The organism is Thiosocius teredinicola (genome assembly GCF_002009425.1).
GTDB lineage: Bacteria > Pseudomonadota > Gammaproteobacteria > Chromatiales > Chromatiaceae > Thiosocius > Thiosocius teredinicola.
The window spans coordinates 3,414,778-3,428,147 of the sequence record NZ_CP019936.1; the positions used below are offsets into that span (position 1 = coordinate 3,414,778).

14 protein-coding genes are annotated in these 13,370 nt (G+C 61.1%); 8 read left to right on the forward strand and 6 right to left on the reverse strand.

The genetic code is table 11. From position 1 onward, the window contains the following. Positions 1-75 precede the first annotated feature (75 nt). The 3 genes from B1781_RS16150 to B1781_RS16160 form a co-directional block, all read right to left on the reverse strand. Positions 76-1,386, reverse strand: coding sequence for an N-acetylmuramoyl-L-alanine amidase (locus B1781_RS16150; RefSeq protein ID WP_078120641.1), 1,311 nt, complete (start codon positions 1,384-1,386; stop codon positions 76-78). Between the two features lie 95 nt (positions 1,387-1,481). Further along, entirely contained in the window at positions 1,482-1,964 is a 483-nt protein-coding gene (tsaE, locus tag B1781_RS16155; protein ID WP_078122104.1) for a tRNA (adenosine(37)-N6)-threonylcarbamoyltransferase complex ATPase subunit type 1 TsaE, read from the reverse strand. Further along, positions 1,961-3,478 (reverse strand): NAD(P)H-hydrate dehydratase, encoded by a 1,518-nt coding sequence (locus tag B1781_RS16160; RefSeq protein ID WP_078120642.1) that lies wholly within the window; start codon positions 3,476-3,478, stop codon positions 1,961-1,963. The genes tsaE and B1781_RS16160 overlap by 4 nt, the downstream gene beginning before the upstream one ends. Positions 3,479-3,940: 462 nt before the next feature. Here B1781_RS16160 and queG point away from each other — a divergent pair, with 462 nt between their 5' ends. Further along, positions 3,941-5,017 carry a tRNA epoxyqueuosine(34) reductase QueG gene (gene queG / locus B1781_RS16165; protein ID WP_078120643.1) on the forward strand — a complete coding sequence of 359 codons (1,077 nt, stop codon included), beginning with the start codon at positions 3,941-3,943 and terminating at the stop codon, positions 5,015-5,017. A 40-nt stretch (positions 5,018-5,057) separates the two neighbouring features. Here queG and B1781_RS16170 read toward each other — a convergent pair whose 3' ends face one another. Next, positions 5,058-5,771, reverse strand: a complete 714-nt coding sequence (locus tag B1781_RS16170) for a Crp/Fnr family transcriptional regulator (RefSeq protein WP_078120644.1) — start codon at positions 5,769-5,771, stop codon at positions 5,058-5,060. Between the two features lie 337 nt (positions 5,772-6,108). Between B1781_RS16170 and B1781_RS16175 the strand changes: the two genes are divergently transcribed. After that, positions 6,109-7,611 carry a multiheme c-type cytochrome gene (locus tag B1781_RS16175; protein ID WP_078120645.1) on the forward strand — a complete coding sequence of 501 codons (1,503 nt, stop codon included), beginning with the start codon at positions 6,109-6,111 and terminating at the stop codon, positions 7,609-7,611. 66 nt (positions 7,612-7,677) lie between these two features. Next, positions 7,678-8,142 carry a tetratricopeptide repeat protein gene (locus B1781_RS16180; protein WP_078120646.1) on the forward strand — a complete coding sequence of 155 codons (465 nt, stop codon included), beginning with the start codon at positions 7,678-7,680 and terminating at the stop codon, positions 8,140-8,142. Here the strand turns inward: B1781_RS16180 and B1781_RS16185 are convergent. Together B1781_RS16185 and orn are read right to left on the reverse strand one after the other, a co-directional pair. After that, entirely contained in the window at positions 8,136-9,047 is a 912-nt protein-coding gene (locus tag B1781_RS16185; RefSeq protein WP_078120647.1) for a DMT family transporter, read from the reverse strand. The genes B1781_RS16180 and B1781_RS16185 overlap by 7 nt on opposite strands. Before the next feature lie 68 nt (positions 9,048-9,115). Further along, complete coding sequence (gene orn, locus B1781_RS16190; protein ID WP_078120648.1) at positions 9,116-9,661, reverse strand: oligoribonuclease; 546 nt, start codon at positions 9,659-9,661, stop codon at positions 9,116-9,118. A 132-nt stretch (positions 9,662-9,793) separates the two neighbouring features. Here orn and B1781_RS16195 point away from each other — a divergent pair, with 132 nt between their 5' ends. The 5 genes from B1781_RS16195 to B1781_RS16210 all read left to right on the forward strand — a co-directional run bounded on the left by B1781_RS16195 (position 9,794) and on the right by B1781_RS16210 (position 13,347). Continuing rightward, the gene (locus B1781_RS16195; protein ID WP_078120649.1) at positions 9,794-11,041 is read left to right on the forward strand and encodes a M48 family metallopeptidase; all 1,248 of its coding nucleotides are present in this window, start codon (positions 9,794-9,796) and stop codon (positions 11,039-11,041) included. 23 nt (positions 11,042-11,064) lie between these two features. After that, the gene (locus B1781_RS16200) at positions 11,065-11,346 is read left to right on the forward strand and encodes a cytochrome c (protein ID WP_125932132.1); all 282 of its coding nucleotides are present in this window, start codon (positions 11,065-11,067) and stop codon (positions 11,344-11,346) included. 4 nt (positions 11,347-11,350) lie between these two features. Beyond that, positions 11,351-12,358, forward strand: coding sequence for a small ribosomal subunit biogenesis GTPase RsgA (gene rsgA / locus B1781_RS16205; RefSeq protein ID WP_078120651.1), 1,008 nt, complete (start codon positions 11,351-11,353; stop codon positions 12,356-12,358). Positions 12,359-12,532: 174 nt separating this feature from the next. Then, a complete protein-coding gene (locus tag B1781_RS23460) occupies positions 12,533-12,661 on the forward strand; it encodes a hypothetical protein (RefSeq protein WP_334223755.1) in 129 nt (42 codons plus the stop codon). Between the two features lie 221 nt (positions 12,662-12,882). Beyond that, complete coding sequence (locus tag B1781_RS16210; protein WP_078120652.1) at positions 12,883-13,347, forward strand: EVE domain-containing protein; 465 nt, start codon at positions 12,883-12,885, stop codon at positions 13,345-13,347. Positions 13,348-13,370 lie beyond the last annotated feature (23 nt).

Below are 13,370 nucleotides of genomic sequence, written 5' to 3' on the forward strand. Positions count from 1 at the left end.
GGTTATGCGGGTGTAATCCCCGCTTGCCCCTAAATAGACGCGGTTCCCGAGACGTTATTCCCGAGTTGTGAGAGATCAGGTGCCCGGGATCACCAGAACCTGACCGACCTGGATGTGATTGTCGTTGCGCAGGTCGTTCTCTCGCCGCAGCGAGCTCAGGCTGACCTGGTAGCGACTGGCGATCTGCGACAGGGTGTCGCCGCGCTCGATCACGTGCTTGAGCGACTTGTTCTGACGTTCCGCCAGCAGCGTTCCGGGTGGCGGCGCTTCGTCGAAAAACGTCTGCACCCCCTTGAGGACAGCCTTGGCGATGCGCTCCTGATGCTTCGGATCGCGCAGATTGGTCTCTTCGGTCGGGTTGGAGATAAAGCCCGTTTCGACCAGCATCGACGGGATATCGGGCGACTTCAGCACCATGAAGCCGGCCTGCTGCACCCGCCGACCATGCACCTTGCCCATCGCACGCAGCTGCGCATACACCTTCGACGCCGCACTCAGGCTGGCATGACGCGTCGCCGATTGAGACAGGTCGAGCAACACCGACGCCAATACCGGATCCTTGTCTTCGAGGCTGACACCCCCGACCAGGTCGGAAGAGTTCTCTTTTTCTGCCAGCCAGCGCGCGGCCTCAGACGATGCGCCACGGTTCGACAAAACGTATACCGACGAGCCCCGCACGCGCTTGTCGCGGAATGCATCGGCGTGGATCGACACGAACAGATCGGCGCGCATCTCGCGCGCCAGCACCATACGCTGGCGCAGACCGACGTAGTAGTCGCCGGTGCGCGTCAGCTCGCCCTTCATGCCGGGCTGCGAATCGATCAGCTTCTTCAGCCGCTTGGCGATCTCGAGCGTGACCTTCTTTTCCTTGGTGCTGTATTTGCGGCCTGCCGCCCCGGGATCTTCGCCACCGTGGCCGGCGTCGATCGCGACGACGATGTCGCGTCCGCGGCCGATGTCCTTGGTCGTCTTGGCGACACGTGGCTCAGCGGCAGCACCGGCATCCGAGGGGTACAGGTCGACCACCAGCCGGTGGCCGTAGGTATCGTTTGGTTTGAGCAGGAAGGTTTTCGGCCGCACCGCCTGCTTGAGGTCGAGCACCACACGCAGGCTGCCGTCAGGACGGGCCGCGTGTCGCATGCCGTCGAGGTGCTTGTCTTTGACCTCGTTGACCGAAAAATCATCCGCCAGCGCCGCATCGGCGAAATCGATCACCAGGCGGTCGGGGTCTTTGAGCGCGAATACCTTGTGCACCGCACGGCTGCTGGTGTCGAACACCAGGCGGGTGTGGTCGGGTGCCGTCCACAGGCGCACGCCGGCCACTTGCGTGGCAAGCAGCGAGGGGGCGAATAACAGCAGTGTCAGAAAAGTCAGTAGCTTCTTCATGGGGTTCAGAGGTCCGGACTGCCCTGAGCCGATGCACTCAAGCTAGCATATCAAATCTGATTTTCCTAGTTAAATCTGTCAGATATGAGAACTTTCTAGAGCGCTTCCATAGGTATATCCGCTAGCCTCGACAGCATCTGCTCGCCGGTCTCGCTGCGCGCCTCAATCGTGATAGCCCGCCCCTGAGCTTCATGGGCGATCCGCACGTCGAGATCGGCCGGCGGCAACCAGCCGCTTCCCCGCTCGGGCCATTCGATCAGCACGGCTGCCGGCTCTTCCAGCAACTCGCGCAGCCCCAGATATTCGAGTTCACCCGGGTCGCCCAAGCGGTACAGGTCGAGGTGATAAACCTTTTTTCCATCAATGTCATACGGCTCGATCAGAGTGTATGTCGGACTTTTAACCGCACCCTTTAGGCCCAAACCACGCACGAAACCGCGCGTCAGCGTGGTTTTGCCGGCGCCCAGATCGCCTGAGAGATAGATCAGAACCCGCTCGTCTCGCCAAGACCTGGCAAGCGCCGCGCCGACGGCCTCCTGTGAGATCTCGTCTTGCGGATGGAACGTTCGCCCCGTCAAGAACGCCACCGATCGTTGATCAGCACGCGCAGCGGTTCGAAAAGATCGGTCGCCAGCAAGCCTCGCTCACCGGCCACGCCGGCCGTCCAGTCGGCTGCCGCGGCATGCACGCACACCCCGGCTTCGGCCGCATCGCGCACCGAAAGCCCTTGCGCGAGCAGGCCGGCGATGACGCCGGTCAGCACATCGCCCATACCGCCACTGGCCATCCCCGGGTTACCGTCGCTGCACAACGCCGGCGGCGCCGCACCTTCGCTCGCGATCAGGCTGCCGACCCCCTTGAGCACTACGCTGCCGCCGAAGCGCTGCTGCATTTGATCGACCGCATGCAGGCGCGCGGCATTGACGTCCGCGGTTCGCATACCCAGCAGCGCTGCCGCCTCCCCCGGATGCGGCGTCAGCACCCAATCGTTACGCCGACGCGGCTTGGCGGCCAGCAGGTGCAAGGCATCGGCATCGACGACCAAAGGACGGTCGGAATCGAGCGCGGCGCGCCACAGTGCCTGGGCCCAGTCGTCGCGCCCCAGGCCCGGTCCGATCGCAATCACGTCTGCCTGACGCAGCAACGGCAACACACCCACGGAACCTTCGACACCGTTGACCATGATCTCGGGGCGCGCCGCCAGCACCGCCCCGACGTGTTCCGGACGGGTCGCCAGGCTGACCAGGCCGCTGCCGACGCGCAGCGCCGCTTCGGCCGCCATCCGCGCGGCGCCGCCCATGCCGCGATTGCCGCCGATGATCAGCACATGGCCGAAATTACCTTTGTGTACGTTGTGGCGACGCGGCGGCAGCAGCGCGCCGAGTTTCGGCCAGTCGACGCGGCGTGCCGTCAGCACGCTGGTGGCAAATACCTTGGCCGGCACGTCCAGACCGGCGAACACGACGTCGCCCACGTGATCGGGGCCGTCGCCACTGAACAAGCCCAGCTTGAGGCCGATGAAGCTGATCGTTGCCGCAGCACGCACCGCGGTGCCCATTACCATGCCGCTATCCGAATGCAGGCCCGACGGGATATCGATGGCCAGACACGGCGAACGATGACTGTTGATGGTCTCGATGGCTTCGGCCCAACGCCCGGCCACCGGGCGCTCGAGACCCGTGCCGAACATGGCATCGACGATCACATCGACGTCGGGCGAGATCATTGCGTAGGCCTGCCAATCGCCGTCGAGCTCTTCCCAACGCTTGGCGTTGGTCAGCGCATCCCCCTGCAGGCGCGCCGGGTCACCGAGCTGCAGTACCTGAACCTGGAGGCCGGCCTTCTTGGCCAGCCGCGCAACGACGAAACCGTCGCCACCATTGTTGCCGGTGCCAACCAGAATCGCGATGCGTTTCGCATCGGGCCACTTCTTGCGCAGCAGTTCAAAGGCGGCCGCACCGGCGCGCTCCATCAGCGTCTCGCCGGGTATATCGAACTGCTCGATCGCGATGCGATCGAAACCCCGCACCTGTTCGGCCGTGTACAGGGCGCGCGGCAGTTCATCGGTTGGCGGAAGGGTACGAAAGGTCATAAGCAACGGCACCGTTCGTCGGAATAATAGTTATTAAAGCGCGATAAGACCCCAGGCAGAGCGCAAATTCAACAATTTCCGGCGCGCTAAGGGCCAAGCGCAGCCCACCCTATAGGCGATCGTTTGGCGTCGTACTGCCCGCGCGTCACGCTTGGCGCTCCAAACGCCGGCCACGGACCGGCGGTATGGGGCGAGCGACGCTACAATGCGACTTCCGCCCTGCGTGGCGGTCAGTGAACTTCACACGACGGAGCAACGATATGCCTCGAGAAGATCGGGCCAAGCGCAGCGGCCTCGCGGGCGTTGATACCGTCATCGTTGGTGAAAGCAGCGATAGCTACGACAGGACATCCGGCTCAGTGCGGCATTTATCTGGAACTGTTGTCATCCGCCGCCACATGATCGGCTGCTGCCCACCTATCGCAACGGCAACCGCCGGCGGCGTATCGGCCCGGTGAAGTTATGACCGAATGCAGCGACATCGATCTGCCGGCGTTGGCGACGCAAATCAAACAGTGGGGCAAGGAACTTGGCTTCCAACAGGTCGGCATCACCGACACCCATCTCGATGAGGCGGAAGGTCACCTGCACAGATGGCTGGCGAACGGTTTTCACGGCGACATGGACTACATGCAGCGCCACGGCAGCAAGCGAATCCGACCAGCAGAGCTGGTACCGGGAACGATGCGGGTGATTTCTGTACGCATGGATTACCTGCCGAACGAACCCGATCCACGTGCGATTCTCGACGACCCGGTGCAAGCATTCATCTCGCGCTATGCACTGGGTCGCGATTACCACAAGGTGTTGCGCAATCGCCTGCAAAAGCTTGCGCACAAGATCGAAGCGCACGTCGGCCCCTTCGGTTATCGCGCATTCGTGGACTCCGCGCCGGTTATGGAAAAAGCGCTGGCGGAGAAAGCCGGACTCGGCTGGATCGGCAAACACAGCAACCTGATCAATCGCGATGCCGGCTCTTGGTTTTTTCTCGGCGAGTTGTATACCGACCTGCCGCTGCCGACAGATGCGGCAGGCGAAGCACACTGCGGCACCTGTCAGGCCTGTATCGACGTGTGTCCCACCCAGGCAATCGTGGCGCCGTACCAGGTCGATGCCCGCCGTTGTATTTCGTACCTGACGATCGAACTCGACGGCGCGATCCCCCTGGCGCTGCGCCGCGGCATCGGCAATCGAATCTATGGCTGTGACGACTGTCAGCAGGTCTGTCCATGGAATCGCTTCGCCTCACCTACCGACGAAGGCGATTTTCGCCCGCGCCACGGACTGGATCGTACCGACCTGCTGACATTGTTCGCGTGGGACGAAGCTGCGTTCATGCGCCATACGGAGGGCTCCGCCATCCGTCGCATCGGGTATCACCGCTGGTCACGCAATATCGCCGTCGCACTCGGCAACGCCGACTTCGACCCGGGAATCGTCAGCGCGCTCGAACGTCGGTTGGAATACGAAACGCAGCCGATGGTCTGCGAACACCTGCGCTGGGCGCTCGATCAACAGCGGGCAAAACGATCAGCGTGATTGCACCTTGTGCTTTCGATCGAACAACACTGCTCGTTGTTCAGTGCGAAGTTTCAGGCGACAAGCCGTCCACCATAGTCTGCAGCGCCTCTGGATCACGCAGATAGATGGTACGACGATTGATTTCGATAAAGCCTTCGCCCTGCAGGCGATGCAGCTCGCGCGAAAAAGTTTCCGCCGAGATGTTCAAGGTGCTGGCGACAACCGCCTTGGGGGCCGGCAGGTTCACTTCGAGGTTCGGCGAAGGCGCTGCCGAGGCCTCGCGCAGCAGGTAAGACACGGTGCGCTGCATCGCTGTCTGCATACAGCAGGTTTCAAGGTCCTGGATCAGTTCGCGCATCATCACGCTCATGCCGCGCAGCATGGAGTTGGTGAATTCCGGGTCGCTGGCCAACGCCTCGTTGATGAGTTCACGCGGAAAGTAGCCGAGACGCGCCGGTGACAGGGTTTCGACATACACCGGGCTCGGGATCGCGTTGAACATGATCGCCTCGCCAAAGGTGTCGCCCGGGCGCAGTACGCGCAGCACACGCTCGTCGCCGTTGCACGACAACATATAAAGCTTCAAGCGGCCGTCAAACACGCCGTACAGGCCATCGATATGATCGCCGCGACCGATCACGCGAACCGATCGGGCATGCTCGACGGTCCAACCACCATCGGCCAGCGCCTCGACACGCTCCCGCCCCAGACCGTTGAACAAGGTAAGGCCTTCCATCATGTCGACGTCGATGGGAACTCCGGTGGAATGCATTGATGCTCCTGAAGATTCGAAGCGACGGGCCTCCTGCTCCCCGCTCGCTACCTGCCTATTGAGAATTATCAATAACGCCAAAAAGCGGCACCTTGACTTAAATCCAGTGACACCGCCGACCGTTCTTGATGCAGATCAATGCTGTGCGAGATTGCCGGTAATCACCCGCTTCCGAATTCAATTCTTGAGGCGCCTCAAGGTTTACCCACAAGAGAAGTGGGTATTTTGTCGCCGTACAGCCGAAAGCCGCGCAGTGTTCGCCTGTAGAAACCAAGAATAAGCGTTCAGGGTAGTCCTACCTGACCCAACCCAGACCCGCATTTTGGAGGAGTCTACGATGAGCCAAGCGAAGAGCGCGGCTGGCTGCCGCGTCGTCCGTCGTCTGCTGACTTTCACCCTGCTTCTCGCTGCCGGCACCGTGTTTGCCGCGCGTCCGGCTGGTGAAATCGGCAAGGACTGGGGGGATCCTGCCGGCCAGGAATGTGTCGAATGTCACTGGACCGAGAACCCTGGTCTGACCCAGGAATGGAACAACAGCCAACACGGCCAATCAGGCGTCAACTGTCTGGATTGCCACAAGGCCGAGAAAGGCGACAAAGACGCCTTCATGCACAAAAAGCAGCTGATCTCGATCATCGTCAGTCCGAAAGACTGCTCGCGCTGCCACACCACCGAATTCGAGGAAATGGACGGCTCGCACCACTCGCACGCCGGCCGCATCCTCGCATCGCTCGACAACCTGCTGGGTGAAGTGGTCGGCGGGCCGGCCGCGGTCAACGCCGGCTGTCGGCAATGTCACGGCGCCAAGATCGAGGTCGGTAAAGACGGCAAGCCGATCCCGACGACCTGGCCGAACACCGGCATCGGTCGTTTGAACCCGGATGGTTCGGAAGGCTCGTGCACCGCCTGTCACGGTCGCCACCGCTTCTCCAAGGCCCAGGCCCGTACGCCGGATACCTGCGGTAAGTGCCATGTCGGCCCCGACCATCCGCAGATCGAGGTCTACAACGAGTCGAAGCACGGCATCATCTACCGCGCCAAGGTCGACGAGATGAATCTCGAATCCGACAAGTGGGTTGCCGGTGTCGACTATTCGGCCGCACCGACCTGCGCGACCTGCCACATGAGCCGCGCCGGTGACCAACCGAAAACCCACAACGTCGGTGACCGCATCTCGTGGACGTTGCGTCCACCGATCTCACAGAAGATCAACTTGGTGCGCCTCGACAACGGCCAGGAAAAAGACATTCCGGGCGACAATCCGGAACTGCCGAAGGTCGGTTCTTCGCCGGACTGGGCCGAGGGTGCCAAGGTGGTCGAGGTGCTGACCTGGAAAGACCGTCGCGAAAAGATGGCCGAGGTCTGTGCCGCGTGCCACAGCGAAGGCGTGATCGAAGGTCACTACAAGCAGTTCGATGATGTGGTCGACCTGTACAACGACAAGTTCGCCAAGCCGATCGCGGCCGTCATGACCGAGTTGAAAGAGAACGGCTATATCTCGAAGAGCCCATTCGACGAGCAGATCGAATGGACCTGGTGGGAGATCTGGCACCACGAAGGTCGGCGGGCACGTCACGGCGCCTCGATGAACGGCCCGGACTACACCTGGTGGCACGGCCTGTACGAAGTGGCCAAGCACACCTACTTCAAGTGGATTCCGGAACTCAAAGAGGTCGTGCACAAGAAAGACGGCAACGAGAAGTTTGCCGACGAGATGCTCGCCAAGTACTTCAAGCCGATCGATGGTCACTCATGGTACTTCGACGGTATGAGCAAGGATCAGATCGACAAAGTTCGTAAGGGATTCGAAGAGCGCTACGGCAAGGGCAGCCTGAAGTAGCCGGGATGGGTAGCGGCGTATCCGGGGAACCGGGTACGCCGTTTTTTTATCTGAGACCGAACAACGATGCGTCACTTTATTGTTTTACTGATCGCCATCCTCACCCTGACGTTGAGCTGGGCCAACCTGACGTTCGCAGCCAGTCTGACCGATGGCGAGAATCTCGCGGCACAGGGCGATATCCAGGGTGCACTGACTATCTACCAGGATCTGGCGAAACAGCATCCTGACTCGGCGGAAACCTTCTCTCACCTCGGGGGCATGCAGCTGATCAGCCAGCAATACCCGGCCGCCATCAAGAGTTTTCAACGCGCCATAACCCTGGGCGACGAAGGCACCGGCACGTTCGTGGGTATGGGCATGGCCTACCTGCATATGGGGCAACACGGACCGGCACGCGCCGCGTTCGTCGAAGCCAAACAGCGTGGTGTCAGCAACCCGGAAGACATCGATCGCGTGATTGAATGGATCGACAAGCGAGACGGCGGCATGGCCGCTAACCACCCGCCGATAGGTTCAACTACTCACTGAGCGCCGCCGGGCGGCGCTTTTTCTCTGCGCCAGGTCAGCGCAATTCCTGCGGCCACCAGCGCCGCACCCAGGGCGTGGTGACTGGTGAAGCGCTCACCGAGGAACATTACCGCCATCAAGGTGCCGAACACCGGCATCAGGTGGATGATGTGCCCGGCCGCATTCGCACCGATGGCCGCAACGCCCCGGTTCCAGAAGATATAGGCCAGCGCAGACGGAAATGCAGCGACGTAGAGCACCGTCGCGGCGACCGGCAGGTTCCATTGCATCGGCCCGAGCAGATGGCGCTCGGCAAGATAAAACGGCACCAGCACCAGCCAACCCGCGATCAAGATGAAGCCGAGGAAGGCCATGGGATCGAGTCCCGCCGGCCGCCAGCGCAGCAGCACGGTGTATGCAGCCCACACCAGCACCGCAGTCAGTATCCACAGGTCGCCGCTGCCCCATTCGCCGCGCAGCCAATCGGTGATATCGCCGCCAGTGATGATCACGACGACGCCGGACAGCGACAACAGCACCGAGAACAGCTCGAGTGCATGAAACGGCGCGCGAAAGATCAACCAGTTGAGAAACAGTATCTGCACCGGCAGGGTCGATTGGATCAGCACGCTGCTGGTGGCGGTCGTCGTCTGCAGCCCCCAATAGACCAGCGTGTTGTAGCCCGACACGCCGAGTACGGCGAGTATCAGCATGTGCCAAAAATGCGCCCTGATCAGCGGCCATTGCGCACGCAGCGGACGCCATGCAAAGGGCAATATCAACGCGCAGGCCCCCGCCCAACGCCAGAACGCCAAGGCGATCGGCGGAATCGATTCGTGCATTGCCCGCGCAAGGACGAAGTTGCCGGCCCAGAACAAGGCACAGCAAGCCAACAACACACGGGGATGATCAAAGAGTCGACGCACGAGGTCTGTCAGCGGCTCATTGGATCATCGGGCAACTGACGGCATCGACCGGTCATGGCTATCTGCAATCAAAACTTCAGAAAGCGTTCCCGGTAGTAACGCAACTCGGCGATCGAATCGCGGATATCGTCCAGCGCGAGATGCGAAGAGTCTTTCGAAAACCCCTTGTACACCTCGGGCGCCCACCGCTTGGCCAGCTCCTTAAGGCTGGATACGTCGAGATTTCGGTAATGGAAATACGCCTCGAGCGTGGGCATCAGGCGTGCCATGAAACGCCGATCCTGACAGATCGAGTTGCCGCACATCGGTGAAGCACCCTGCCCGACCCATTGCTGCAGAAAGGTCACGGTTTCACTTTCGGCCGCTGCCGTACTGATACTGCTGTTACGCACCCGTTCGGTGAGTCCGGACCCACCGTGCTGCTTGGTGTTCCATTCGTCCATGCCATTGAGTATCTCGTCCGGCTGATGGATGGCGAACACCGGTCCCTCGGCGAGTTCGTTGAGTTCGGAGTCGGTGACCACCGTGGCGATTTCGATGATCTGATCGTTCTGCGGGTCGAGCCCCGTCATTTCGAGGTCGATCCAGATCAGATTGGTATCGGCAACCGGCATGCTGCTAACTCCTTGGTGAGGGCGTTCAAAATTCTGATTCTAGCGGCTTTGCCCCGCGGCGCGCACAGCGTTTGTCGCGCTGTGCGTTGGAGCTTCACACCTGCGCCAAAATAGTGGCGTAGAATTCGGTGCATGGAAACATTTACGCTGATTTTTCTGATCGTCGTCGCCGCCGGCCTCGGGCTGCAGTTGTGGCTAAGCGGACGCCAGGCGGCCTATGTGAGGTCGCATTCGGCAGCAGTCCCCGAGGCGTTCAGCGGCAAGATATCGCTCGATCAGCACCGCACGGCCGCCGAATACACGCTGGCGCGTCTCGCCATTCAACGCTGGGATCTGCTGCTGACAACCCTGCTGCTGCTGTTCTGGACACTCGGCGGCGGCCTCGATCTGCTGGATACCGCGCTGTCCGGTCTCGGCCTGTCGTCGCCATGGCATGGCGTGGCGTTGATCCTGGCCACGATCTTCATCGGCGCCGCGATCGAACTGCCCTTGTCGATCTGGTCGACCTTCGTCATCGAGGCGCGCTTCGGTTTCAATCGCACCACTCCGGGCGGGTTTGCCAAGGACAAGCTGTTGGCGATCGTGCTGACGCTGATGCTGGGCATACCGCTGGTCGCCATCATCCTGTGGCTGATGGCACGTGCGGGCAGCTATTGGTGGTTCTGGGCGTGGGTCGTCTGGATGGGATTCACCCTGTTTATCACCTGGGCCTACCCAGTATGGATAGCCCCGATATTCAATACCTTCAAACCGCTCGAGGATTCGACCCTGCGCCAACGCTTGGAATCCCTGCTCGCACGCTGCGGTTTCAAGAGCAACGGCATGTTCGTGATGGATGGGTCGCGTCGCTCGGCGCACGGCAACGCCTATTTCACCGGCTTCGGCGCCAACAAGCGCATCGTGTTCTTCGATACCTTGCTCGACGGCCTCGACGTGGATGAAATCGAGGCGGTGCTCGCGCATGAACTGGGGCATTTCAAGCGTCACCACATCACCAAGATGCTGCTGATTTCGTCAGCGCTGTCGTTGGCCGGACTGGGTCTGCTCGGCTGGCTTGCGCAGCAGCCCTGGTTCTACAGCGGGCTCGGCGTGCAACGCACCTCGCCGGAGATGGCGCTGGTGCTGTTCATGTTCGTGCTACCGGCTTTCACCGTGTTCGTCGGCCCGCTGATGGCGCGGCTTTCGCGACGCCACGAGTTCGAGGCAGACACCTTCGCCGCGCAGCAGACCGATCCCAGCCATCTGATCAGCGGACTGGTCAAGATGTACCGCGACAACGCCAGTACGTTGACGCCCGACCCACTGTATTCTGCGTTCTATCACAGTCACCCACCGGCACCCGTGCGCATCGCGCACCTGTCCTCTAAACTGGCAACCTGACCCTATCCTGAGGAGTGATCTGGATGTCTACGATTACCCGTGTTTCGTTGATGATTTCGCTGCTGGCGCTCGCGCTTGGCGCTCAATCCGCTGAATTCGACGCCAAGGCCTACCACGACAACAAATGTATGGGATGCCACGATACCGGCGTGTACACGCGCGAAGATCGTCGCGTGACCTCGATGGCGGCACTCGAAAGCCAGGTGGCGCGCTGCGACGCCAACCTCGGCACCAAACTATTTCCAGACGACCTGTCGCTGCTCGTCGACCACCTGAACACCAGCTACTACAAGTTCGCAAAATAACTCCATGGCGCGCAGAAGGCTCAGCGACCAGCAGAAAGCGCGCATTGCGAAAATCCAGGAAAAACGTCGACAACGAGCCGGCAGGCAGGCCGAGAAAAACCTCGCTGCCGCCGGCGCCGAACAGCAACGTGCCGGACGCGTCGTCGTCCGGCACGGCCGCAGCCTTCTGATCCGTAGCGACGACGGTCGCCTCATCTGGGGAATGTTCCGCGCCAACCTCGGCGAGGTCGTGTGCGGCGACAATGTGATCTGGCAGCCAACGGCCAACGGCGAAGGCGTTGTGGTCGCGGTCGAGCCACGCAGCACGGCGCTGTCGCGCCCCGCCTTCAACGGCCAGGAAAAAGCCATTGCGGCGAATATCACGCAGCTCGTCGTGGTCCTCGCCACCTATCCGGAACCGGCCGGATACCTGCTCGACCAGTACCTGGTCGCCGCCGAACGCGTCGGCGTGAACGGACTGATCTGTCTGAACAAGATCGACCTGCTCGACGCCGAGGCGCGTATCGCCTTTGCCGGCCAATATGCGTTATATCGCGACATCGGTTACCCGGTTGTGCAGATCAGCGCCAAGACCGAGCACGGTCTCGATCCGCTGCTCGAAAGGCTGCGCGGAGAGACCAGCATACTGGTCGGCCAATCGGGTGTGGGCAAGTCATCGTTGATCAACGCATTGATACCCGACGAAGACGTGCTCGAAGGGCGCCTGTCCGACGCCACCGGCCTGGGCAAACACACGACCTCCGCCGCAACCCTGTACCAACTCGAAAGCGGCGGTGAGTTGATCGATTCGCCGGGGGTGCGCAGCTTTCGACTGGGTAGCCTGTCACGCCAGGAGCTCGAACGAGGGTTTCGCGAGTTCGTTCCCTATCTGGGTCAGTGCCGTTTTCACAACTGCACCCATCTCAACGAACCGGGCTGCGCCATCCAGGCCGCCGTCGAACAGGGCGAGATCGCGCCAGACAGGCTCGCCAGCTATCAGCACATGATGCAGGCCAGCGCCGCCGGCGGCTGATGCCGGCAAACGAGGCTACCGCAGTGGATCCGGTTCGGCGCGGTCGGCAGTTCATCCAGCAACAGGACGTGCACACAAAATGAAACTCAAAGGGGCGCACCCTATCGAGTTCTCGGTGCTCGACTATGACGCATCGTCGGTGTCGGCCGCCAAGCCGGGTCGCCGACCAACACGATGAGCGACGTTGTTGCGTACCTGTTGGGCGGACTGATGTATCTCGTGTCGCCGCGATACCGACGCAAAAAGCAAAAGGCATGGGCCAGCCAGAGCGTCATGTTAAAGATCTACGAGATCGGCATGTAGATCACCATTCCGAGCCTGCTGACCTGGATGCTGATTGTCATCTGGTTTACCGTAGCCGACGGCCAACAGCCTGGCTGAGCCGACCGTCAACTGGCTCGCCGTTAGGCTGTCCTTGTACACTAGCGCGCATATCGCACCAGCCGAATAACACCGGCTGGATAGTTGGCCGAGACTGCAGTGTGTACCCGGCCACACAAAAAACTGGAGCAGTGCGAAACAACATGAATTACTGGCTGATGAAATCCGAGCCCGATGTCTTCGGCATCGATCACCTCAAGGCCATGCCGAAGAAAACCGAACACTGGGATGGCGTGCGCAACTACCAGGCACGCAACATGATGCGCGACGACATGAAGAAAGGCGATCAGGTGTTCTTTTATCACTCCAACTGCGACGAACCGGGTATCGTCGGTGTGATGGAGGTTGTTCGCGAAGGTTACCCCGACCACACGGCGTTCGATCCGGATGCCAAGTACTACGACCCCAAGAGCGACCCGGACAATCCGCGCTGGTACATGGTCGACGTCAAGTACAAGCGGCACCTCAAACGCAACATCTCGCTGCGTGAACTCAAAGAGCGCGACGATCCGAAACTGGCTGACCTGCCGTTGTTACGCAAGGGCAATCGCCTGTCGATCATGCCGTTGACCAAGAAACACTGGGATCTGCTGCTGAGCCTTGAATAGGCCGCAGCTAGTCTGAGACGAAC

What these genes read in the sequence shown, in the direction of transcription:
- rsgA (WP_078120651.1), top strand. Translation starts at nt 11,351, where the DNA reads ATGGCGCGCAGAAGGCTCAGCGACCAGCAGAAAGCGCGCATTGCGAAA.
- B1781_RS23460 (WP_334223755.1), top strand. Translation starts at nt 12,533, where the DNA reads ATGAGCGACGTTGTTGCGTACCTGTTGGGCGGACTGATGTATCTCGTG.
- B1781_RS16175 (WP_078120645.1), top strand. Translation starts at nt 6,109, where the DNA reads ATGAGCCAAGCGAAGAGCGCGGCTGGCTGCCGCGTCGTCCGTCGTCTG.
- queG (WP_078120643.1), top strand. Translation starts at nt 3,941, where the DNA reads ATGACCGAATGCAGCGACATCGATCTGCCGGCGTTGGCGACGCAAATC.
- B1781_RS16180 (WP_078120646.1), top strand. Translation starts at nt 7,678, where the DNA reads ATGCGTCACTTTATTGTTTTACTGATCGCCATCCTCACCCTGACGTTG.
- B1781_RS16160 (WP_078120642.1), bottom strand. Translation starts at nt 3,478, where the DNA reads ATGACCTTTCGTACCCTTCCGCCAACCGATGAACTGCCGCGCGCCCTG.
- B1781_RS16200 (WP_125932132.1), top strand. Translation starts at nt 11,065, where the DNA reads ATGTCTACGATTACCCGTGTTTCGTTGATGATTTCGCTGCTGGCGCTC.
- orn (WP_078120648.1), bottom strand. Translation starts at nt 9,661, where the DNA reads ATGCCGGTTGCCGATACCAATCTGATCTGGATCGACCTCGAAATGACG.
- B1781_RS16195 (WP_078120649.1), top strand. Translation starts at nt 9,794, where the DNA reads ATGGAAACATTTACGCTGATTTTTCTGATCGTCGTCGCCGCCGGCCTC.
- B1781_RS16170 (WP_078120644.1), bottom strand. Translation starts at nt 5,771, where the DNA reads ATGCATTCCACCGGAGTTCCCATCGACGTCGACATGATGGAAGGCCTT.
- B1781_RS16150 (WP_078120641.1), bottom strand. Translation starts at nt 1,386, where the DNA reads ATGAAGAAGCTACTGACTTTTCTGACACTGCTGTTATTCGCCCCCTCG.
- B1781_RS16210 (WP_078120652.1), top strand. Translation starts at nt 12,883, where the DNA reads ATGAATTACTGGCTGATGAAATCCGAGCCCGATGTCTTCGGCATCGAT.